Annotated in this window: 19 protein-coding genes; 8 read left to right on the top strand and 11 right to left on the bottom strand. The window is 70.9% G+C overall.

The window, feature by feature from the left end; translation table 11 throughout:
* The first annotated feature begins 75 nt into the window (after nucleotides 1–75).
* From ACZ6TB_RS10405 to ACZ6TB_RS10415, 3 genes are read left to right on the top strand one after another with little or no spacing between them, the layout of a single operon-like run.
* Complete coding sequence (locus tag ACZ6TB_RS10405) at nucleotides 76–768, top strand: hypothetical protein (protein ID WP_465552825.1); 693 nt, start codon at nucleotides 76–78, stop codon at nucleotides 766–768.
* Complete coding sequence (locus ACZ6TB_RS10410; RefSeq protein ID WP_465552826.1) at nucleotides 765–1,094, top strand: transcriptional regulator; 330 nt, start codon at nucleotides 765–767, stop codon at nucleotides 1,092–1,094. Before ACZ6TB_RS10405 ends, ACZ6TB_RS10410 begins: the two co-directional genes overlap by 4 nt.
* Nucleotides 1,094–2,179 (top strand): alpha/beta hydrolase family protein, encoded by a 1,086-nt coding sequence (locus ACZ6TB_RS10415; protein ID WP_465552828.1) that lies wholly within the window; start codon nucleotides 1,094–1,096, stop codon nucleotides 2,177–2,179. Before ACZ6TB_RS10410 ends, ACZ6TB_RS10415 begins: the two co-directional genes overlap by 1 nt.
* Here ACZ6TB_RS10415 and ACZ6TB_RS10420 read toward each other — a convergent pair.
* From ACZ6TB_RS10420 to ACZ6TB_RS10430, 3 genes are all read right to left on the bottom strand, one after another.
* Entirely contained in the window at nucleotides 2,169–3,605 is a 1,437-nt protein-coding gene (locus ACZ6TB_RS10420) for an MATE family efflux transporter (RefSeq protein WP_465552830.1), read from the bottom strand. The genes ACZ6TB_RS10415 and ACZ6TB_RS10420 overlap by 11 nt on opposite strands.
* A 90-nt stretch (nucleotides 3,606–3,695) precedes the next feature.
* Entirely contained in the window at nucleotides 3,696–4,136 is a 441-nt protein-coding gene (locus ACZ6TB_RS10425; protein ID WP_465552832.1) for a MarR family winged helix-turn-helix transcriptional regulator, read from the bottom strand.
* Nucleotides 4,137–4,168: 32 nt separating this feature from the next.
* A complete protein-coding gene (locus ACZ6TB_RS10430) occupies nucleotides 4,169–4,924 on the bottom strand; it encodes a class I SAM-dependent methyltransferase (protein WP_465552834.1) in 756 nt (251 codons plus the stop codon).
* Nucleotides 4,925–4,970: 46 nt separating this feature from the next.
* Here ACZ6TB_RS10430 and ACZ6TB_RS10435 point away from each other — a divergent pair, with 46 nt between their 5' ends.
* Entirely contained in the window at nucleotides 4,971–5,420 is a 450-nt protein-coding gene (locus ACZ6TB_RS10435; RefSeq protein ID WP_465552836.1) for a hypothetical protein, read from the top strand.
* Between the two features lie 97 nt (nucleotides 5,421–5,517).
* Here ACZ6TB_RS10435 and ACZ6TB_RS10440 read toward each other — a convergent pair whose 3' ends face one another.
* Nucleotides 5,518–6,273, bottom strand: coding sequence for an SDR family oxidoreductase (locus ACZ6TB_RS10440; protein ID WP_465552838.1), 756 nt, complete (start codon nucleotides 6,271–6,273; stop codon nucleotides 5,518–5,520).
* Entirely contained in the window at nucleotides 6,270–7,319 is a 1,050-nt protein-coding gene (locus tag ACZ6TB_RS10445; RefSeq protein WP_465552840.1) for a zinc-dependent alcohol dehydrogenase, read from the bottom strand. Before ACZ6TB_RS10445 ends, ACZ6TB_RS10440 begins: the two co-directional genes overlap by 4 nt.
* Nucleotides 7,320–7,442: 123 nt before the next feature.
* On the opposite strand from ACZ6TB_RS10445, the gene ACZ6TB_RS10450 reads away from it, so the two are divergent.
* From ACZ6TB_RS10450 to ACZ6TB_RS10460, 3 genes are read left to right on the top strand one after another with little or no spacing between them, the layout of a single operon-like run.
* The gene (locus ACZ6TB_RS10450; RefSeq protein ID WP_465552842.1) at nucleotides 7,443–8,894 is read left to right on the top strand and encodes a rhamnulokinase; all 1,452 of its coding nucleotides are present in this window, start codon (nucleotides 7,443–7,445) and stop codon (nucleotides 8,892–8,894) included.
* A gap of 45 nt (nucleotides 8,895–8,939) precedes the next feature.
* Nucleotides 8,940–9,779: a DeoR/GlpR family DNA-binding transcription regulator gene (locus ACZ6TB_RS10455; protein ID WP_465552844.1), complete on the top strand. Its 840-nt coding sequence runs from the start codon at nucleotides 8,940–8,942 to the stop codon at nucleotides 9,777–9,779.
* The gene (locus ACZ6TB_RS10460) at nucleotides 9,776–10,819 is read left to right on the top strand and encodes a Gfo/Idh/MocA family protein (RefSeq protein WP_465552846.1); all 1,044 of its coding nucleotides are present in this window, start codon (nucleotides 9,776–9,778) and stop codon (nucleotides 10,817–10,819) included. The genes ACZ6TB_RS10455 and ACZ6TB_RS10460 overlap by 4 nt, the downstream gene beginning before the upstream one ends.
* A 51-nt stretch (nucleotides 10,820–10,870) precedes the next feature.
* Here ACZ6TB_RS10460 and ACZ6TB_RS10465 read toward each other — a convergent pair whose 3' ends face one another.
* The 4 genes from ACZ6TB_RS10465 to ACZ6TB_RS10480 all read right to left on the bottom strand — a co-directional run bounded on the left by ACZ6TB_RS10465 (nucleotide 10,871) and on the right by ACZ6TB_RS10480 (nucleotide 14,609).
* Complete coding sequence (locus ACZ6TB_RS10465) at nucleotides 10,871–11,803, bottom strand: sugar ABC transporter substrate-binding protein (RefSeq protein WP_465552848.1); 933 nt, start codon at nucleotides 11,801–11,803, stop codon at nucleotides 10,871–10,873.
* Nucleotides 11,804–11,838: 35 nt separating this feature from the next.
* A complete protein-coding gene (locus ACZ6TB_RS10470) occupies nucleotides 11,839–12,537 on the bottom strand; it encodes an ATP-binding cassette domain-containing protein (RefSeq protein ID WP_465552850.1) in 699 nt (232 codons plus the stop codon).
* Between the two features lie 47 nt (nucleotides 12,538–12,584).
* Nucleotides 12,585–13,622, bottom strand: a complete 1,038-nt coding sequence (locus tag ACZ6TB_RS10475; protein WP_465552852.1) for an ABC transporter permease — start codon at nucleotides 13,620–13,622, stop codon at nucleotides 12,585–12,587.
* A gap of 276 nt (nucleotides 13,623–13,898) precedes the next feature.
* Nucleotides 13,899–14,609, bottom strand: a complete 711-nt coding sequence (locus ACZ6TB_RS10480; RefSeq protein WP_465552854.1) for a FadR/GntR family transcriptional regulator — start codon at nucleotides 14,607–14,609, stop codon at nucleotides 13,899–13,901.
* A 310-nt stretch (nucleotides 14,610–14,919) separates the two neighbouring features.
* Between ACZ6TB_RS10480 and ACZ6TB_RS10485 the strand changes: the two genes are divergently transcribed.
* Nucleotides 14,920–16,224 (top strand): enolase C-terminal domain-like protein, encoded by a 1,305-nt coding sequence (locus ACZ6TB_RS10485; protein ID WP_465552856.1) that lies wholly within the window; start codon nucleotides 14,920–14,922, stop codon nucleotides 16,222–16,224.
* A gap of 56 nt (nucleotides 16,225–16,280) precedes the next feature.
* Here ACZ6TB_RS10485 and ACZ6TB_RS10490 read toward each other — a convergent pair whose 3' ends face one another.
* Nucleotides 16,281–17,567, bottom strand: a complete 1,287-nt coding sequence (locus ACZ6TB_RS10490; RefSeq protein ID WP_465552858.1) for a glycoside hydrolase family 27 protein — start codon at nucleotides 17,565–17,567, stop codon at nucleotides 16,281–16,283.
* A 277-nt stretch (nucleotides 17,568–17,844) separates the two neighbouring features.
* Nucleotides 17,845–20,652 (bottom strand): ExeM/NucH family extracellular endonuclease, encoded by a 2,808-nt coding sequence (locus ACZ6TB_RS10495; RefSeq protein ID WP_465552860.1) that lies wholly within the window; start codon nucleotides 20,650–20,652, stop codon nucleotides 17,845–17,847.
* Between the last annotated feature and the right edge of the window lie 57 nt (nucleotides 20,653–20,709).

Here is a 20,709-nt window from a genome sequence, read left to right on the forward strand (position 1 = left end):
TTGCCGGGCTCGCGGCCAGTCTTCGTTCCGGATTTGTTACTTGCGCCAATAGGTTTGTAATGGAAACCTATTGGCATGACTACTGACTCCGTCGGTGACCCGCGTGAGCTGCTGGCCGACGCGCGCAGCCTCGCCCGTCAGGTGCGCGCCGACCAGCGGCTCACCTGGGTCACGCTGCTGATCCTGGCCGCGGTGACCTTCCTGGCCATTCCCGTCGACTGGTTCCTGCTGAAGACCGACTGCCATGCCGTGGCCGGCGGCGGGGAGTCCTGCTCGTTCGACCGGGTCGGCATGGTGTGGTTCTGGCCCCCGGCGCTGTTCATCGCGTACGCGGTGATCGCCTTTTTGTATGTTCGGGTCGCCCGGTCGCGAGGGCTGGGCGCGCGCGTGCTGCCCTATGTGATCACCGGGGCCGCGCTGGTCCTCGTGTTCATCGCCGCCGCCATCGCGGTGCGCGTCTACCTCAGCCACCATCCGGTCTCGGAGAACGCGCCGCCGACCGCCGGCTGGATCCTGTTCCTCGATCGCCTGGTGTCACCCTGGGGCACGATGGGCGTCGCGCTGCTCGTGCTCGCGTGGCTCGAGCGCAACGTGGCGCTGGCCGTGTTCACCGCCGTCTACCTGGTGGTGGCGCTGACGCCGGTCGACTTCGGCTGGGGCCACGCCTACGACGTCCACACCACGTTCCTCCCGCAGCAGGTCATCGACGGCACGGTGCTGCTGCTGGGCGCCATCGGCTTCGCGCTGGCCCGGCGGCGGCAGCGATGACCAGCCCGGACACCCACCCGAGCCGGGGCCTCGACGAGGTGGTGCATCAGCGCGTACGGCTGGGGATCCTCACCATCGCCCACGAGGCGCGCCGGGTCGAGTTCGGCTATCTGCGCACCCACCTGCAGTTGACCGCCGGGAACCTCTCCCAGCACCTCGGCGTGCTCGAGACGGCCGGCCTGGTCGGGGTCGAGAAGGGCTACGAGGGCAAGCGCGGCCGCACGTGGATCACGCTGACCGAGGCCGGGAACGCCGCGCTCGCCGAGGAGATCCGCCGGCTCAAGCAGCTCATCGCGCGGGTCGAGACCACCACGGAGGACAGCTGATGGTGACCCGCCGCCACCTCATCGCCGCCGCCGTCGCGACCGGAGTCGCCGTGCCACTGGGCGCCGGCCGGGCCACGGCATCCTCGTCGCGGCTCACGATGCCCCGACCCACCGGCCCGTACCGGGTCGGCACCGTCGACCTGCACCTGACCGGCGGCCCGAACGGTCGCGAGCTGATGGCGAGCGTCTGGTATCCCGCCGCCGCCGCCCGTTCTCCGGTGGCGCCCTGGATGCCCGCGGCCGCGTGGCACGCCCTGCTCGAAGGGGTCGGCATCGGCGATGCCGCGGCGCCGCCGCTGACGGCCGGCCACCGGAACGCCCCGGTGCTGCGGGCACGGGATCGGCTGCCGGTGGTTCTCTACTCGCACGGCGCCGGCAGCTGCCGGGAAGACACGACCGTCGTGGTGCAGGAGCTGGCCAGTCACGGCTACGCGGTGGTGACCGTGGACCACACCGGCGACGGGTACGTCGAGTTCCCGGACGGGCGGGTGGCGGTGCCGACCGAGGACTCGTTCACGCCCTGGGACTCCGCACACGACATGCTCTTCGTCCTGGATGAGCTCACCAACCGGCACCTCCCGGCCGGGCTCGGCGCCGCCCTCGACCTCGGCCGGATCGGGATGTTCGGCTGGTCGAAGGGCGCCACGGCCACGGCGCTGGCGATGAACATCGACCCGCGGATCCGGGCCGGGCTGAGCTTCGACGGGCCGATGGAGTCGGTGCCGCGGCCGGTGGCGATCGACCGGCCGTTCATGCTGATGACGGCCGAGTTCGACCGGGCCGAGGCGCCGGCCGTCGAGGAGTTCTGGCAGCTGCTGGGCGGGTGGCGGCTCAACGTCCGGGCCTGCGGGGCCGCGCACGGGTCGTACACCGACTCGCAGTGGCTGGTCCCGCCCCTCGCGGCGATCACCGGCATGAGCCCGGAAGACCTCGCCGGGTGGGTCGGCACGCTCGATCCCGGTCGAGCGGTGCGCATCCAGCGGGCGTACCCCCTGGCGTTCTTCGATCTGCACCTGCGCAACCGGCGGCAGCGCCTGCTCCGAGGACCGAGCGCCGCCTTCCCGGAGGTGCGGTTCATTCGCTGAGGGCCTCCTCGGCCCGCTCGGGGCTGCCCTCGGCCAGGCCGCGGTCGATGGCGCGGCGGGAGGCGAGCCACAGCCCGGCGCCGATCAGGAACACGATGATCTCGGTGACGGTCAGCGCCCAGATGATGCCGGACAGCCCGAACCAGAGGTTGCCCACCAGCACGATCGGGATGAACAGGATGCCCTGCGACATCGACATCACGATCGCCGGCATCGCCCGCCCGGTGGCCTGGAACAGCGACGTGATCAGGCCGGTGAACCCGTTGACCACGGTCGCGACCAGCTGCGCGGCCAGCACCGTGACGCCGATCGACAGCACCGAGTGGTCGGCCGAGAACGCGGTGAGGACCTGCTCGCGGAACAGAAACACGGAACCCGAGAAGATCAGCACGATGGCGCCGACGGTGATCGCCGAGCCGCGCAGGGCGGCGGTGAGGCGGGTGCGGTCGCCCTTGCCGTACGAGTAGGCGAGCAACGGCAGCACGCCGATGGTGACGCCCATGACCAGGAACTCGGGCACCTGGGCGATGCGGACCGCGACGCCCATGGCCGCGAGCGGGCCGTCGCCGTAGCCGGCCGCGAGGTTGTTCAGCACCAGCACCGTGACGATCATGAAGGCGGACTGGAGCAGCTCGCCGGAGCCGACGCCGAAGACGGGCTTCACGACGGCGGGGGAGAGGGTGAACCAGCGCGGGGCCAGGCTCACGTGCTCGCTGTTGCGCTGCAGCCAGAAGGCGAAGTAGAGCACGGTGATGAGGTTCGCGAGGCCGGTGGCCAGGGCCGCGCCGGCGACGCCCCAGTGCAGCACGAGGATGAACAGGACGTCGAACAGCAGGTTCGCGACCGTGGAGGCGATCAGGCCGATCATGGCCTGCCGCGCGGCGCCCTCGGCCCGGACGAGCTGCTCCAGGCAGAAGGCGGCGGCGAGCACGGGGACGAAAGCGAGCATCACGGCGACGTACGAGCGGGTGGCCGCGACCGCGGCGGCGTTGGCGCCCAGCAGCGACACCAGCGGGTGCAGCAGGAGCAGGCCGGCGGCCCCGACCACGGCGCCGGCGATGACCGAGCCCCAGACGGCGAACGACGAGACGTGCTTGATCTCGCCGGCCTTGGCCGGGTCGTTCTCGGCGGCGCCCAGGAGGCGGGAGATGAGGGCGCCGCCGCCGACGCCGAAGACGCCGCCGAGGGCCATGACGATGCCGAGCAGCGGGGTGCCGAAGGTGATCGCGGCGAGGAGGGCGGTGTTGTGCTGGGAGCCGATGAAGCCGGCGTTGATCACGTTGTAGACGGCGCCGACGATCATCGCGGCGGCCATCGGGACGCAGAGGTGGACCAGGGCGCGGGCGATGGGGGCGGCGGAGAGGTACCAGCGGTTGGTGCCGACGGGGTCGGCTTGAACGGGCGGTTCGAGGGTGGCGGCGGTCATTGTCGACTTCTTTCATGATATTTCGGGCAAGGGAGGGGCGTGGGCCGGCGCGGTGGCGGCGGCTTGCGGGTGGGTGGCGCTCGGCGGCGGCTACGTGCGGGTCGGCTGCGGCAGCTCGGCCGTGATCTTGGTGAGGAGGGCGTGGAGGGCGGCGCGCTCGGCGTCGTCGAGCGGGGCCAGGATGGTCTCGTCGGCGGCGGCCATCGCGGTGGCGAAGCCGGAGGTGAGCTCGATGCCCTCGGCGGTCGCGTAGACGCGCTTGCTGCGCTCGTCGCCGTCCTCGGTGCGGCGCTCGACCAGGCCGCGGCGCTCGAGGCCCTGCAGCAGGCTGGAGACGCTGGCGGCGCTGGTGCGGGTGATGCGGGCGAGGTCGCGCTGCTTGGCGCCGGGGCTGTCGACCAGGTAGCCGATCGCGAAGGCCTGCTCGAAGCTCAGCTCCCGCGCCCGGACCCAGTCCTCGCCGGCCTTGCGCTGAGCCCAGCCGATCCAGCGGATCTGGTCGAGCGTGCTGGTGAGCTTCGGTGCGTCCATGGTTAGAAGACTAAACGTTAGAGTTCTAACCGTCAAGGCTCTAACTGAATCGCACCCGACCGGCTCCGGCGCGCCAACTGCAGGGTCGTCGCGATCGCGAGCGGGATCTCGTCGTCGAACAGGCGGGTCAGCCCGGTCATCAGCGCGTCCCGGGCCGGGGCCGGGAGCATGCGGAACTGGGAGCGGGTCTGGGCCAGGCCCAGGTAATCCGCCTTGGGCACGGTCCGGCGGGCGTGGTAGCGCCGGGTGGTGAGGTCGCCGAACGCGGACCCGGCCCCGGGCAGGTCGTGGCTCGGCTCGTCCCGGAAGACCACCGACGGCGCGTGCTCGGCGTAGACCCGCAGCATCGCCGCCCACAGGGCCGGGTCGTCGATCCGCTCGGTGTTCCAGAACAGTGCCAGCGCGCCACCCGCGGCCAGCGCGCCCGCGGCCAGCGACCAGCGGGTCCCGGGACTGGTCCAGTGCCACGCCTCGGCGCTGTAGAGCAGGTCGAACCGCCCGGCCGGCCGGAACTCCTCGAACGTGCCGCGGAACAGTTCGACGCCGGGGCAGCGGGCGGTCAGGAGGCCGGCCATCGCGTGGTCGGGCTCGACCGCCGTGATCGGCACGCCCCGGGCGGCGAACGCCGCCGTCGCCCGGCCGGAGCCGGCGCCGACCTCGAGCGCCCGCGCCGGATGCGGGGCGAAGGCCAGCACGTCATCGATCAGCTCGGCCGGGTAGGCGGGGCGGACGCGGTCGTAGAATTCTGCCGTCTCACCGAAAACCAGCGCCGGATTGCGATCGTCCACAGAGACCAGCATGCCAGGTCCGGTGCAGGCGCTGAGGAGGCCTGACATGCCGCACTGGACCACGCTGTTCGCGCACCCGGACCGGCTCCCGCTGACCCGGTCGACCACGCCGGCGGACGTCGAGGCCCTGCTCGGCCCGCCGTCCGCCCGGCACCGCGACGGCCGGATCAGCTCGCTCGAATACTGGCCGGAGAGGGCCGGGGCGCTGTGGGTGTTCAGCTGGCTCGGCGGCGCGTTACTCGCGGTGGAGGTCCTCTACCGCGAGCGGTGCGCCGCCACGGCGGCGTTTCCGGAGTGGGTCACCGCACTGGGTGCGCCGCCGGCCGCGTTGGAGGCATTCAAGGCCGACGCCGTACGCGAGGGAGCCCCCCTCGTGGAGCGGATCGGCGACGAGGGCTGGACGCTGATCACGCCCGCCGGCACCGCCCCGCCCCCGTCCGCGGAGGCCAAGTTCGACGGCGGCGACCTGTACTCGCTCTACTTCACCTGGTCGTAGCCGCGCATCGGGCCTGATCATCGGTCGATCCCGGGCAAGCAGGCCGGAGTTGGACACGCCGTACCGGAGATCGCCCGATGTCGCATCATGCCGGTGGTCATCGGCCCAGCCAACCGCCGTCCACCGGCAGCACGGCGCCGTTCACGTACTTCGCGGCGTCGGACGAGAGGAACACGACGGCACCGGCAAGGTCGTCGGCCGTCCCCCAGCGCCCCGCGGGGATCCGTTCGAGGATCGCGGCGTTGCGCGCCGGGTCGTCCCGCAGTGCCTGGGTGTTGTCGGTGGCGATGTAGCCGGGCGCGACGGCGTTGACGTTGACCCCCCTCGGCGCCCACTCGTTGGCCAATGCCTTCGTCAGGCCCGCGATACCGTGCTTGGCCGCCGTGTAGCCGGGAATGTTGATGCCGCCCTGGAAGCTGAGCAACGACGCCGTAAAGATGATCTTTCCGCCGCCGCGCCGGATCATGGTGGCGCCGACCGCCCGCGCGAGGGCGAACTGCGCGCTCAGATTCACTTGCAGGACGAGGCTCCAGTCGGCGTCGCTGTGCTCGGCGGCCGGTGCGCGGCGGATCGTGCCGGCGTTGTTGACCAGGATGTCGACGGGCCGGTCGGCCAGCCGTTCACCCAGGACGCGGACCGTTTCGGGGTCGGCGAAGTCGGCGGCGACCGCCTCGAACGAGCGTCCCGTCGCGAGCACGTCCTTCTCGACCGCGCTCCCGTTCTGCTCGATGGTCGCGCTGACGCCGATGATGTCGGCGCCGGCTTCGGCCAGGCCGCGGGCGATGGCCCGGCCGATGCCGCGGCGAGCGCCGGTGACCACGGCGAGGCGGCCGGTCAGGTCGAAGTCGATCATGCGGCTTCTCCCGGGGTGGCGCTGGTGCAATCGATGAGGATCTTCATGATGTCGCCGCCCGCTTCCAGGGCCTCGAACGCCGCCGGCGCGTCGCCGAGGGGAACGACGCGGCTGATCAGCCGGCCGATGGGAATGACGCCGTCGGCGACGAGGCCTACGGCCTTTTCGAAGTCGGCGCGCTCGTAGAGGCGGGCGCCCACCAGAGTGAGCTCGCGCCAGAAGAAGCGGTGCAGGTTGACCTCGCGCGGCCGGGGGTGGATGGCGACCAGGCACAGCCGACCACGCACGGCCAGGACGTCCACGGCGGTCTGCACGCCGGACGCGGCGCCGGACACCTCGAAGGAGACATCGGCGCCCGCGTCGCCGGTCCATTGCCGCACCAGGCCGGGCACATCGTCGGCCGCCGGATTCCAGGTGGTCAGACCCAGGTCGGCGGCGAGCCCGCGGCGATGCTCGTTGAGCTCGACGAGCCTGACGTCGGCGCCCTCCGCTCCGGCGACCAGCGCGATCAGGATGCCGACCGGGCCGCCGCCCACGACAACCACGCGCTCTCCCCGCCGCACCGCGGCCCGGCCGACGTCGTGCACGGCCACCGCCGTCGGCTCCACGAGGGCCGCCGCCCGAAGCGGCAGCCGGTCGGGCAACCGGATCAGGGTCGAGGCCGGGACGGTCCAGCGTTGCTGCATGGCCCCGGGAGAGTCGATGCCGAGGAAGTCGAGGTTCTGGCAGACGTGCTGGTTGCCGTTCGCGCAGGCGGGACAGGTGCCGTCCCAGCGCAGCGGCATGACCGTGATGGGGTCGCCGGGCTGCCAGTCATCGACATCCGGTCCGACGCGGACGACGCGTCCGGCCATCTCGTGGCCGATGACGGCCGGCGTCGTGACGCGGGTGTCCATGTCGCCATGGAAGATGTGCAGATCGGTCCCGCAGATGCCGACGTAGGCGGGCGCGACCTCCACCTCGCCCGGTCCGGGTGACGTGACCATGGACGGGCCGGTGTCGAGCCGGTGGGCGCCGCGGTATCGGACGGCGAGTGGTGTGATCACGGGGACTCCTCGGGGCGACGCCACAGACATATGATGTCTACCCGGCCGCCACGGGGCTGTCCAGCATCTTGAGCGACGTTCGCGGCGTAGACATATGATGTCTGACCTCGATAGGCTTCCGATGTGGCTGTTTACGTGGCCGTTGACCTCGGTGCCGAGAGCGGTCGCGTGCTACGCGGCGACCTGCAGGACGGGGAGCTCGCGGTACGCGAGGCGCACCGCTTCCCCAACCGCCCGGTTGCCCTCCCCGACGGTCTGCACTGGGACGTGCTGAACCTGTTCGCCGAGCTGTCGGCCGGCATCGCCACGGCCGTCGCCGGCCCGCGCGAGGCGACCGTTGCCGGGGTTGGCATCGATGCGTGGGGGAACGACTTCGCCCTGCTGGATCGCGACGGCCGGTTGCTGGGTCATCCGTACCACTACCGTGATCGGCGCACGGAGAGTTGCGCGGCGGTGGTCGAGCGACGGGCCGGCACGGCCGCGCTCTACCGCACGACCGGCATCGCCACACTGCCGATCAACACGGCCGTCCAGCTCGTCGCGATGGAAGGGTCGGCGCAGCTGGAAGCGGCCGATCGGCTCGCCATGATGCCCACGCTGTTCGGCTATTGGCTGACCGGGCAGCTGGTGGCCGAGCAGACCATCGCGAGCACGAGCCAGCTCCTCGACGTCGCCGGCCGGACGTGGGCGATGGATGTCATCGATCGGCTCGGCATCCCGCGGCGCCTGTTCGCCGGGGAGGTCGTGCCGGCCGGCGCCCGCGTCGGACGGTTGCTGGCGCACCCGGGCATCCCGTTGTGGAGTGTCGCCGGCCATGACACCGCCGCGGCGGTCGCCGCCGTCCCGGCCGGAACCGCGGACTTCGGTTACATCGCGTCGGGCACCTGGTCGCTGGTCGGTCTCGAGCTCGGCGCGCCGGTGCTCACCGAAGAGGCGCGACTGGCCGGATTCTCCAACGAGGCCGGCGTCGACGGCACCATCCGCTTCCTGCGCAACGGCGCCGGCCTGTGGCTGCTGCAGCGGTGCCGGGCGGCCTGGGGAACGCCGTCCTACGCGGAGCTTGCCGCCGCGGCCGAGGCCGCACCCGAGTTCCGGGCTCTGGTCGATCCGGACGATCCGGCGTTCGCGGATCCGCGGGACATGCCCGCCGCGGTGGCCGGGTACTGCCGCTCTACCGGTCAGCCGGTCCCGGAAAGCCACGCGGCGATCGTCCGGTGCGTGCTGGACAGCCTGGCCTGCAAGCATCACTGGACCTTGGCCCGGGCCGAGGCGCTCGCCGGTCGCCGATGCTCGGTCGTTCACATCGTCGGCGGCGGCGCGGCCAATCCGCTGCTCTGCCAGCTGGTCGCCGACCTGACCGGCCGGCCGGTGCTGGCCGGGCCGGTGGAGGCCACGGCGATCGGGAACCTGCTCATCCAGGCCCGTGCGGCGGGCGAGCTGAGCTCACTCGCCGCCGTACGCAACGTGGTCGCGCGTTCGATGCCACCAGCACGCTACGAGCCTCGGCGCGGGACGACGGCCGACGACGGCTACTCCCGTTTCCGGGCACTCCTCGACAACCGTGACGAGATCTGACATATTCTGCACCGTGTTGCCAGTCCGTGGGGAGGAGTTCACAGCGTGCTGATCGCCGAGCGCCGGAATCGGCTGGTGGAAGAGGTGCAACGGCGTGGATATCTCTCGTTCCGCGAACTCGCCGACGCGTTGGAGATCTCGGAATCGACAGTGCGGCGGGACCTGCGCACGCTTGTCCCGGAAGGCCTCGTCGCGGTGACTCGTGGTGGGGTGGGCCGGACATCCGAACCGCCTCGTCGTTCCGCACGAGCCTCGGCGGACGAGCGCGTGCCCTTCAACCCGGTGTCACCCGCCGACCAGGCGGCCGATGCCGTCCGCATCGAACGCGAGGCGATCGCGGCTCGGGCCGCTGCCCTGGTCGAGCCCGGCACCGCGATCCTCCTCGGCCCGGGCCGCACCACGACCGCGCTGGCACGCAACCTGACGTCCATCGCGGAGCTCACCGTCGTCACCAACTCCATTGCCGCCACCCAGGCTCTCGTCGGCGCGCCACAGATCGATGTCGTCCTCATCGGCGGGGCGCTCCGCCGGTCGATCGGCGCCGTGGTCGGCCCGATGGCCGAGCTGAACCTGCAAGGTCTGCGAGGCGCCTTGGTGTTCCTGTCCGGCGAGGGAGTCACCCCGCAGCGCGGCCTCACCACACCGAACGTCTTCGCCGCCGCCACCGATCAGGCCCTCGCGGCCGCTGGGCAACGGGTCGTGGTGCTCGCCGATCACACCAAGCTGGGACGCGACACCATGTGCCAGACCGTGCCGGCGGAGCGGATCGACGTGCTGGTCACCGATCCGGCCGGCGACGGCGATGTGCTGGCCGAACTGCGGAGCGGGGGCGCCGAGATCTTGATCGGTCGAACCGGCACCGGCGATCGCGGAGAGCACCGATGAACCGGGCCGCAGCCTACGCACCGGGCCTGCCACACCCTGTCGCGCCGGTGCCGGGGCCGCCGATCCGGGTGGCCGTCGTGGGCACCGGCGAGTGGTGGGGCCGGCAGCACGCGGAACTGTTCGCCGGACGGCCGGACACCGTGCTCACCGCGGTGGTCGGCCGAGACCTGACGCGAACCACCGCCCGAGCGACCGCGTACGGCGCAACTCCGTACACGGATCTCGACGCGATGCTCGAGCGTGAGCGGCCCGATCTGGTGTCGGTCTGCCTGCCGAACGAGGCGCACTTCGCGCCGTCATTGCGGCTGATCCGGGCCGGCGTGCCGCTGCTGCTCGAGAAGCCACTCGTGTTCTCGGTGGCGGAGGCGGAGACGCTGGTGCGGGAGGCCGCCGCCACGGGCGGCTTCGCCGCGATCAACTTCAACCACCGTTTCGCCCGCCCGGCCCAGATGGCGGCCGCGGCGATGGCCCGCGGCGACCTGGGCCGCATCACGTTCGCCACCTGGCGGTTCGGCGGCGAGGCGGGTGCCGGCGCGCATCCGCACCGCAACCTCATCGAGACCCAGTGCCACGGCGTGGACATGCTCGAGCACCTGTGCGGGCCGATCACATCGGTGATGGCCGAGGCGAGCGCGGACACCGGCGCCGGCCACGCCACTCTCGTCGTCGCGATGCGCTTCGCGGGCGGCGCGGTGGGCAGTCTCGTCGGCAGCTACGAATCCTCGTACGCGTACGAGGACACGCACCGGCTCGAGATCAACGGCACCGCCGGCCGGATCCTGGTGCAGGACACGGTGCGTCGCTACACCTTCCAACGCGCCGGCGAGGAGACCGCGCAGGTCTGGCAGGCTGGGTACTTCAACGACCTCGATCGCGGGTTCCACGCGACGTTCGACCGGCACGTCGACGCCGTGCTCGACGCCCTGCGACGCTCCGGTCCACCTCCGGTGCCGATCTCCGCCGGACGACGGGCGCTCGTCGTGGCCGAGAGCATCATCCGCTCGTACGACAGCGGAACGCGGGTCAGCCTCGGCGCCTGAGCACTTCCCCGGCCGGCGGCCCGGGGAAGTGCTCGTCGGCCGGCCCGCGACCTACTCGAACTTCGCCACGTTCTCCTTGGTCACCATCTCGGTGCCGGTGTCCACGGAGGGCGGCACGGTCTCGCCGCGAGCGGCGGCGACGGCGGTCTCGATGCCGAGGGAGCCCATCTTGGCCGGGAACTGCGCGACCGATGCGGCCTGGTCGCCGGCCGCGATGGCCTTGATCTCGTCCGGCGACGCGTCGAACCCCACCACGACCGGCTTCTTGCCCGCGGCCTTGACGGCCTGCAACGCACCGGTGATCGGGGGACCGCACGCACCGTAGAGCGCGCTCACGCCCGGGTTGGCGGTCAGGACGTCCTGTGCCGCGTCGAGGCCCTTGGTCTCGTCGCAGTCGGTGGCCGGCTCGGCGACCACCCTCGCCGTACCGGCCAGGCCGTTCTTGAATCCTTTGACCCGGTCGTCGAGCGAGGGGTTGCCGAGCCGGCCCTGCAGGATCGCCACGGTGGAGCCGGCCGGCACCTGCTTGGCCAGCCATTTGCCGGCCAGCTCGCCGCCGGCCAGGTTGTCGGTCGCCACCACCGACGACTTGCCCTTCCAGCCCGGGATGTCGTTGTCGATGAGCACCACCTTGATCCCGGCGTCGACCGCCTTGTCCAGCGCCCCCTGCACGTTCGGGCTGGTCGGGGTGATCGCTATCGCCTTGACCCCCTGCGTGATCATGTTCTCGATGATGCCGATCTCGCCCTCGTCGTCGGTGCCGCTCTTGCCCTGCCCGTACAGGACCTCGACGTCCGGGTGCGCGGCGTCGTACTGCTTCACCGCGTCGACCATCGTGTCGTAGAAGTCGACCGGAAACTTGGTGATCAGGCCGACCTTGATCGTGGTGGCGCCGGCGGCGTCGTCCCCCTTGGATCCACCGCACCCGGCGAGCGGGACGGCGACCGCGACCGCGATGACGGCGAGTTTGGACAGTCGGTGCATGGAGTGTTCGTCCCTTCGGTTGGTGCGGCTCCGGTCTAGGCGCCGCCGACGATCATCGCGACGATCTGCTGCTGGTTCTCCGGCGTCGGTACCGCCTCGCCGACCTTGCGGCCCCGGCGCAGCACGGCGGCCCGGTCGGCAATCTCCATCACGTGGTCCATGGCGTGCGACACGACGATGACCGCCCGGCCTTCGTCGCGTAGCCGCAGGATGAGGTCGAGCACCCGGCGGGACTCACGCAGTCCGAGGGCCGCGGTCGGTTCGTCGAGGATGACGATGCCGGCGGCGAAGGCGGCGGCCCGCGCGACGGCGATGGCCTGCCGCTGCCCGCCCGACATCAGCCCGACACTCGCGCGCTGGTCCGGCAGGCCGACCTGCAGGCGCCCCAGGACGTCGGCCGTGGCGGCGGCCATGGAACGGCGGTGGACGAAGCGCAAGCCGCGGGGCAGCCAGCGGGGCCCGGCTTCTTCCCGGCCGGCGTAGAAGTTGGCGGCCGGATCGAGATTGTCGAACAGCGCCAGGTCCTGGTACACGGTTTCGATACCCGCATCGCGGGCCGCGGCCGGCGAATGGAGTTCGACGATCGATCCGTCGATCGCGACGGTCCCGCCGTCGAGCCGGTGCACGCCGCTGATGCATTTGATGAGCGTCGACTTGCCGGCGCCGTTGTCGCCGAGCAGGGCGAGCACCTCGCCGTGCGCGACCGACAGATCGACACCGTCGAGGGCGACCACGGCGCCGAAGCGTTTGACGGCGCCGGTGATCGTCAGCGCCGGCGTGCTCATTGGCGCACCGCCTGCATGACCTGGAACCGCCGTTCCAGCGATCCACGGATCACGTCGAGTTCCACGGCCAGCAGGATCACCACACCGATGACGATGGGCTGGATGAAGGCGTCGACGTTGAGGAGGTTCATCGCGTTGCGGATCACGCCGATCATCAGCGCGCCGACCAGCGCGTTGGCGACCGTGCCCCGGCCACCCAGGAAGCTGGCGCCCCCGATGACCACCGCGGCGATCGAGTCGAGCTCGGCGAGCTCGCCGAACGTGGGGGATCCCGCGTTCAGACGACCGGCCACGATGACGGCGGCAAGGCCGGCGGCGAGCCCGCTCATGACGTACACCGAGACGAGCACGGCCTTGACCGGGATCGCGGTCCGGCGGGCGGCGTCGGGATTGCCGCCGACCGCGTAGATCCAGCGGCCCCACACCAGGCGGGTCGTCAGCAGCACGGCGACCAGCGCCAGGGCGGCCACGAGCAGCGTCGAGTACGGCAACCAGCCGATCGACTCGCCCCCGACACGCTGAATGATGCCGGGCATGCCGCGGTGCGGCTGGCCGCCGGAAAGCCACAGGGCGAGGCCGTGGGCAATGCTCAGCGTGGCGAGCGTGACGATGAAGGGGTGCGGCATCCGGCCCCAGACCAGGGCCACCCCGTTCACCGTCCCGACGATCAGCCCGGTGCCGAGCATGGCGAGCACGACCAGGGCGGCCGACGGCGTCGCCTCGAAGACCAGGGCGCCCACGACCGCGGCGAGGGCGACCACCGAACCGACCGACAGGTCGATGCCGCGGGTGATGATCACGAGCAGCTGGGCGATCGCCAGAACCGCGATGACGGCGCTCTGCGCCAGCACGTTGCCGAGGTTGCGTGTCGTGAGGAAGACGGGGGAGAGGGCCGATGCTCCGGCGACCACCGCGACGAGCATCAGCAACGGGCCGGTGCGAATCAGCCGCAGCGCGAACCGGGGGCCGCCGGCCGGTCGCCGGTGCGGTGGGCTGTCGGCGATGAGATCCGCTTCGGTGGTGTGCAGCGCCATCGGCTCCTCCTTGGTCGCGGCGGGCCGCCGGTGACCGAAGTTGCGCAGAATTGATGAGATGTTTGATACCGCTGTGGGAACACCAGGTCAAGGCGGTAAGGCTTTTTGCCATCACGAAGAGCTGCAAAAGCCGCTTATCGCACGCGTATACATCTGATGACTGACCGGAACGCGCCAGGGCTGAAACGAGGATGACGCGATTTGACAGATTGTGCGCCCAGCGTGAAGCCGCGGCTGGTTGATGAGGACGGGCTCGACTCGGACGGGAACGACGGGCTAAGCCGACGCGAGCACGGTGCGTAGCCAGGACTCGGACGTGTTGACGTGCATCAGCGCGCTTGCCTGGGCCAGCAGCGGATCCCGTGCCTGCAGCGCGCGGTAGATGGCCTCGTGCTCGTCCAGCGTGTCGTGGGCCGCGTTGCCCTCGATGAGGCCGCGCCAGACCCGGGCACGCATCGTCCGGCCGGAGAGACCGTCGAGCAGCGAGGCGAGCGTCTCGTTGCCGGTGGCGGCGGTGACCGTGCGATGGAAGGCGGCGTCGTAGCCGATGAGGCGCTCGGCGTCGTCCTGGGCGTCGCGCATGTCCTCCAGGATGCGGCCCAGCTTGTCGAGGTCCGCCTCGGTCATGCGCAGCGCGGCGACGCCGGTGGCGACCGGCTCGAGCATCCGGCGCACCTCCATGACCTCCAGCAACGTGTCGTCGCGGAGCAGTTCGACGGCCAGCCCGACGCCCTCGAGCAGCAGCTGGGGCGCGAGGCTGGTGACGTAGGTGCCGTCGCCCCGGCGAACGACCAGCACGCGGGCGGCCTCGAGGACCTTGACCGCTTCCCGTACGCCGCTGCGCGAGATCCCCATCTCCACGGACAGCTGTGCCTCGGTGGGCAGGCGTGATCCGGGCGGCAACTTGCCCTCTTGGATCGAGGCGCGCAGCCAGGTGATGGCCTCGTCGGTCAGGGCCACGTCGCGCTCCTCCTCACCGTCGGTCACGTCCACCGTCGTCGGTGCGAGACATCTTATCTGCCGGCACGAGTGCCGCCGGCGACCAGGCCTGTCCGCGGCGGCGGCCCAACATTACGCATTCATCCGATGTATCTCCGGATTCCGGGCCGAGTAGGCCGGGCCGGAATCCGGAAAGTGCTTGTCAACTAGGCCACGTAGAACGGCACTGGACTCGCGACCGTGCTCGCTGTACAAATACATCAGATGTTCGCGGTGTGCGAGGTCGCTCCCCCCATCGCCTTCATGCCACCTCCGCATGTCGTTGCGTGGCGTCGACCCGAAACGTTCAGGAGCACCGGTGACCGAGCTCATCTCGTCCGTGGACACCTTTGACGTGCGATTCCCCACGTCGCGCCACCGCGACGGTTCGGACGCGATGAACCCCTTCCCGGACTACTCGGCCGCCTACGTCGTGCTGCGCACCAGCGAGGGCGCGGAAGGGCATGGTCTGATCTTCACCGTCGGCCGCGGCACCGAGATCGAGGTGGCCGCGGTGCGATCCCTGGCCGGCATGGTGCTCGGGCAGCCGGTCGGCGAGCTGGTCGCCGATCCGGGCGCCCTCGCCCGCCGGCTGGTCGGAGACAGCCAGATCCGGTGGCTGGGGCCGGAGAAGGGCGTCGTGCACATGGCGGCGGGCGGTCTGGTGAATGCGGTCTGGGACCTTGCGGCCCGGCGCGCGGGCAAACCGCTGTGGAAGCTGCTGGCCGATCTCTCGCCGGAGCAGATCGTGGCTCAGGTGGATTTCCGGTACCTGCGCGACGCGCTCAGCGAACGGGAGGCGCTCGAACTCCTGCGGGCCGCGTGCGCCGGGCGCGGCGGGCGTGAGAAGTTGTTGCTGGAGCAGGGATATCCGGCGTACACGACGACACCCGGCTGGCTCGGCTACGACGACGACAAGCTCGCCCGGCTGTGCCGCGAGGCCGTGGCGGACGGCTACCAGCTGATCAAACTCAAGGTGGGCGGCAACCTCGCCGATGACGTGCGCCGGATGGGCATCGCGCGGCGGTCGGTCGGGCCCAAGACGCGTATCGCCGTGGATGCCAACCAGATCTGGGGCGTGCCCGACGCGATCAGCTGGATGCGCGAGCTCCGCGAGTTCGAGCCGTACTGGATCGAGGAGCCGACGTCCCCGGACGACGTGCTGGGTCACGCCGCGGTCCGCCGGACGGTGGCGCCGATCAAAGTGGCCACCGGGGAACATACGCACAACGCGGTCATGTTCAAGCAGTTCCTGCAGGCGGGTGCGGTGGACGTGGTCCAGATCGACGCGTGCCGGGTCGGCGGTGTCAACGAGAACCTCGCGATCTTGTTGCTGGCGGCGAAGTTCGGGGTTCCGGTCTGCCCGCACGCCGGCGGTGTCGGCCTGTGCGAGCTCGTCCAGCACCTGGCGATGTTCGACTTCGTGGCCGTCAGCGGGACGACCGACGATCGGGCGATCGAGTACGTCGACCACCTGCACGAGCACTTCGTCGATCCGGCCCGGATTAGCAGCGGGCGGTATGTGGCCCCGACCGCTCCGGGCATGAGCGCCCAGATCGTCGCGGAGTCCCTCGCCGCCTACCGGTTCCCGGACGGACCCGAATGGGCCGGCGCGGGGCCCTGACGTCGGTGCGGGTGGCCGCCGAACTTCCTCGGCGGCCCCCGCGGGGCGAGCGGCGATCAGGCCGTCGCCGGAGCTAGCCGGAACAGGGCACTGCCGTGCGCCGGCAGCCGTACGCTCAGGGCGGCGTCGAGACGGCCGTGGTCGCGCCCGGTCCAGAGTTCGACCACCTGCAGCTCCGGCGCACATCCGATCGAGTCGGCCGGGAGCCGGACGTCGAGCGCCTCGTCGCCGGTGGCGAACGCCGCGACGTAGCGAGCTCCGCCGGGACCGTCGGCGGTCCAGACCACGAGATGGCCCTCCCGCAGCACCTGCCGGTTGCCACTGCTTTCCTTCAGCACTCGCAGCACTCCGGCGTTGGTGAGCAACTCCAGGGTGCGGGGGTCACTGGTGGGCAGGTCCCCGCCGAACATCAGGGGGGATCGGGCGATGCACCACAGCGTCATGAGGGTGCGCTGCTCGTCCCAGCTGAGCAGCGAGTCGCGGTCGATCCCGCGTTCGGCCCGGATGCCGATGCGGCCCAGGGGGAGCATGTCGGCGTCCGGCCAGCAGCCCGGGCCGGCCAGCGACGCCCATCGCGCGGTGCGGTCGAACTGGTCGTAGACATCCTCCCACCGGTCCCAGAGGTCATCCGAGATCCGCCACATCTCGGCGTGGGCGCGCAGGTGCACGTCGTGCTCCAGAGACAATGACCGCCCGGGCGAAAGGCTCAACACGATGTCGCGCCCACAGGAGCGCACGGCCCGGGAGAACGCGGCGATCTCGGCCGCGTGGTACGGCCCCAGCATGTCGTCGACCTTGACGAAGTCGACACCCCACGCGGCGAACTGGGCGAGCAGCGAGTCGTAGTAGGCCTGCGCGCCGGGATGCCGGTGGTCGAGCCCGTAGTTGTCCGTGTTCCAGTCGCAGCTCGACCCCTCGTCGGCTACCTCGCGGGCGGTGAACGTGGTGCCGGCGACGGGCAGATCGCGGCGGACCGCCAACCGCGGAATGCCACGCATGATGTGTACGCCGAACCGCAGTCCGAGCGCATGGATCCGATCGGCCAAGGGGCCGAACCCGCGCTCACCCGCGGCGGACGGGAATCGGGAGACGACCGGGCGCGGCCGGCCGAAGTCATCCAGCTCCAGCGGGGCGTCGTCGTTGTAGCCGCCGGCGCGAGCGGTCGGCTCGTACCACTGGATGTCCACGACGACCGTGTCCCAGCCGTAGGGCAGAAGGTTCGATGCCAAGAATTCGGCGTTGGCCAGGACCTCGGCCTCGGTGACGGTGGTGCCGTAGCAGTCCCAGCTGTTCCAGCCCATCGGCGGCGTGGGCGCCAACGGGTGGCGATCGGCGGTATTCACGATGTCTCCCCTTGCATTGATGGTGTCAGCGTTTACGTCCCAAGCCACGCGACAGCCCGGCAATTGCCCGCCGATCGGTCGGGTCGATGCGCGCGGAGGGCGGCCAGGATCGCCGGTGCTCGACGATGCGGTGGTGAAATTCCTGGTCGACCCGGCGACATCGCTCCGATCCCTGGCCCGGGCCGCTCGGTCCCGCCGCACCGGCCGGAGCACGCCGAAGCGAAAGGGGCCGCCCCGGCGAAACCGGGACGGCCCTTTCATCGACGTGCCGGCGTGACTAGCCGATCAGCTTCCAGGGACCCCACGGGTCGCCCGGCTTCTGGTTGCGGGTCCACCACTGGGCCTTGTACTTCTTGCCCTGGTAGGAGGCCACGTCGCCGAGGTTGAAGATCCGGGACGGGGTCCAGAGGGCGGTGCCGTCCTGGGTGGTGAGGATCTGCTCCCACGCGCCGTACGCGTCGCCCGGCTTCTGGTTCAGGGTCCACCACAGGGCACGCCACGTGGAGCCGTTGTAGTAGACCAGGTCGCCGTAGTTGTAGATCTTCTTGGCCGACCAGTCGGCGGGCGACGGGAGGGTCAGGCCGGCGATCACCGGGTCGTGGTCGGAGGCGGCGAACGGGTCGCTGCCGTTGAACAGCAAGGTCGCGTTGTAGTTGTAGCGGCTGTACGCGTACGCGATCGCCTCTTGGGCATTGATCTGCCAGACGTCGGCGCCGGTCACCATCGCCTTGGCGCCCGCGTTGGCCAGCACGTGGTCGAGCGAGCCCTCGAGGCTGTTGAACGAGTACGTCTGCTCGGCCGGGTCGTAGAGCGAGCCCAGATCCGCGTAGCCGTCGGCGTACAGGACCTCCATCGGGTCCTCGTGGGTGTACGAGTTGAAGTCGCCCACCATGAAGATCCGGTTCGTGTTCAGCGACGCCGCCACCGATGAGGCGAACGCGCTCGCGTCCTGCGCCTCGTGCACCCGGGTGGCGTTGAACGCGCCCTGGTCGTTGGCCGGCGAGGACGTGTCCTCCTCGTCACCGGGGTAGAGCGGTGTGCCCGAGCCCTTCGACTTCCAGTGGTTGGCCACGACCACGAACGCGTCCGCGTCGGTGGCGCCGATCTTCTTGAAGCCCTGGGCCAGCGGCTCGCGGGCGATCGAGAAGGACTGGCCGGGGCCGGAGGCCGTGGTGAGCACCTGGGACGAGCCGACCAGCGCGAGATCGGCCGGCTTGTAGATGAACGCGGTGCGGATCACGTCCTGGTCGGCCAGCGGCGGCAGCTTGTCGGCGGGCGGCGAGGGCACGTACGCCCAGACGGCCGAACCGGCCGCGGCGTTGAGCGCGTCGACCAAGCCGGCCAGCGCCGTGTCCCGCGGCTCGTTGAACCAGGCCGAGTTCTCGACCTCCTCGAGCGAGACGACCGAGGCGCCGAGCCGGTTGATGCCGGTGACGATCTTCGACTGCTGGCGGGCGAAGCTGACGTCGTCGGCGGCGCCGCGCGGGCCGCTGCCGGTGCAGGTCCGCACCGTGATGCGGTTGCCCTCGCGGTCGGTGTAGTACGTGCAGGTGCCCAGGCCGGTCGCCTCGTACTTCGCGCCGGTCATCGGGAAGTAGTTCTCCACGTTGAACGTCGCGAGCGCGGGACCGCCGAACGAGCGCGGCTGCTGGTTGCCGGCGCGGGTGTCGCTGAACGAGGCAACCGCCGAGCCGTCGTCGGTGACCTGCTGCCGCGGCTGGAAGTTCCACAGCGAGAATCGGTACTCGAGCACCACCGGCTGGTGGAAGGTCACCTTCGCGCCGACACTGGCCGGGTTGGCAGGGGTGAGCCAGGGCAGCGGCTTGGCCGAGTTGGCGGCGCTCGAGTAGTTGAGGCTCGACCCGTCGTCCAGGGTGACCATGCGGGCCGCGTTGTCGGCGGCGACGGCCTGCGCCTCGGGGCTGCCGGCGCGACCGGCGTCGGTCGGCTGGCGCAGCGGGGTGTCGCCGGCGGCCAGCGTGAACGACCCGTAGAGGTTGGCGTCGTAGTTGTCGGAGACGGTGAAGGTGCCCTGGGGGACGACGAGCTCGCCCTCGTGGGCCTCCTTCTCGGCGTCGGTGTCCAGGTCGGTCCAGGGCAGCTCGCGCGGCGCGGCGGCCGGCAGCGGGGTGGCCAGGCCGGTCACCGTGGGGCTGGTGATCTCGGTTTCGCCCTGGAACTCGGCCACTTTGCCGGTGACCTGGACGCTGTCGCCCACGGCGACCTGCGCGGCCGAGATCGAGCCGAAGACGAAGACGCCGTCCGAGGCGCCCGGCGTGGTGTCGGGGCCCGGGGTCTGGAGGAAGAAGCCGTTGAACCCGCCGGTCGGGTAGGCCGCGGTGACCACGCCCGTGGTCGTGACCGATTTGTCCACGTAGGGCGAAGTATCAGTCGTGCCCTGGATTTGCGCGATCGTCGCGTCCTCCGCGGGCGGCTCCTCGCCGCCCCCACCGGTCGCGCCGGAATTCTCCGGCGTGGGCGCCAAAACGGAAAAGTCGGAAACGTTATTGTCACTGTCCGCGCCGGACGCGGCCCGCTGGTAGCTGAGAACGACCGAGTTTCCGCTGGGAGCGGTCCCCTCGGGCGAGTTCGACGTGCCCCAGCCGATCTTGTCGATGACCGTCGCGTCGGTCGGCAGCACCCCGGCGGCGCTGGCCGCGACGTACAGCGTGCCCCCGCCCGCGCCGGGGTTGACGCTGGTCCCCGTGGTCAGGTCGGCGGCCGGCAGCGCGGCCCCGTTGGCGCCGTTGCTGGGCAGCTGGACGAGGAAGTGCGAGTGGGCGGCGACGCTCCCCGACAGGGCGAACACCTGCGACCCGCTGGGCACGACCGTGCTGGCCGGCGCCCGGTACTGCAACGTTTCGCCGGCGAGCGAGATGGCGCTCCCGGTCGGGTTGTAGAACTCGATGAACTTGTTCTGATAGCTGGCGCCGGCCGAGCCGCCGTTGACGTAGGCCTCGCTGATGACGAGGCCCGTTCCGGCCGGATTGGCGGCCGCGGGCGTGGCGATCAGCCAGCCGGCCGCGGCAACAGTGGACAGCGACAACGCGCCGATGGCGGTGCGCCGAACGAGAGTAGGGGACACGAACCCCAACCTCCAGAGGGATGACGAACAGACTCAATGCACAGTGCGTACGAGATC

Source organism: Actinoplanes sp. NPDC051537 (genome assembly GCF_055586105.1).

Excerpts from the sequence above, each read along its gene's own strand:
- ACZ6TB_RS10405 (WP_465552825.1), top strand. The coding sequence starts at position 76 with ATGACTACTGACTCCGTCGGTGACCCGCGTGAGCTGCTGGCCGACGCG.
- ACZ6TB_RS10415 (WP_465552828.1), top strand. The coding sequence starts at position 1,094 with ATGGTGACCCGCCGCCACCTCATCGCCGCCGCCGTCGCGACCGGAGTC.
- ACZ6TB_RS10425 (WP_465552832.1), bottom strand. The coding sequence starts at position 4,136 with ATGGACGCACCGAAGCTCACCAGCACGCTCGACCAGATCCGCTGGATC.
- ACZ6TB_RS10460 (WP_465552846.1), top strand. The coding sequence starts at position 9,776 with ATGAACCGGGCCGCAGCCTACGCACCGGGCCTGCCACACCCTGTCGCG.
- ACZ6TB_RS10475 (WP_465552852.1), bottom strand. The coding sequence starts at position 13,622 with ATGGCGCTGCACACCACCGAAGCGGATCTCATCGCCGACAGCCCACCG.
- ACZ6TB_RS10440 (WP_465552838.1), bottom strand. The coding sequence starts at position 6,273 with ATGATCGACTTCGACCTGACCGGCCGCCTCGCCGTGGTCACCGGCGCT.
- ACZ6TB_RS10465 (WP_465552848.1), bottom strand. The coding sequence starts at position 11,803 with ATGCACCGACTGTCCAAACTCGCCGTCATCGCGGTCGCGGTCGCCGTC.
- ACZ6TB_RS10410 (WP_465552826.1), top strand. The coding sequence starts at position 765 with ATGACCAGCCCGGACACCCACCCGAGCCGGGGCCTCGACGAGGTGGTG.
- ACZ6TB_RS10435 (WP_465552836.1), top strand. The coding sequence starts at position 4,971 with ATGCCGCACTGGACCACGCTGTTCGCGCACCCGGACCGGCTCCCGCTG.
- ACZ6TB_RS10420 (WP_465552830.1), bottom strand. The coding sequence starts at position 3,605 with ATGACCGCCGCCACCCTCGAACCGCCCGTTCAAGCCGACCCCGTCGGC.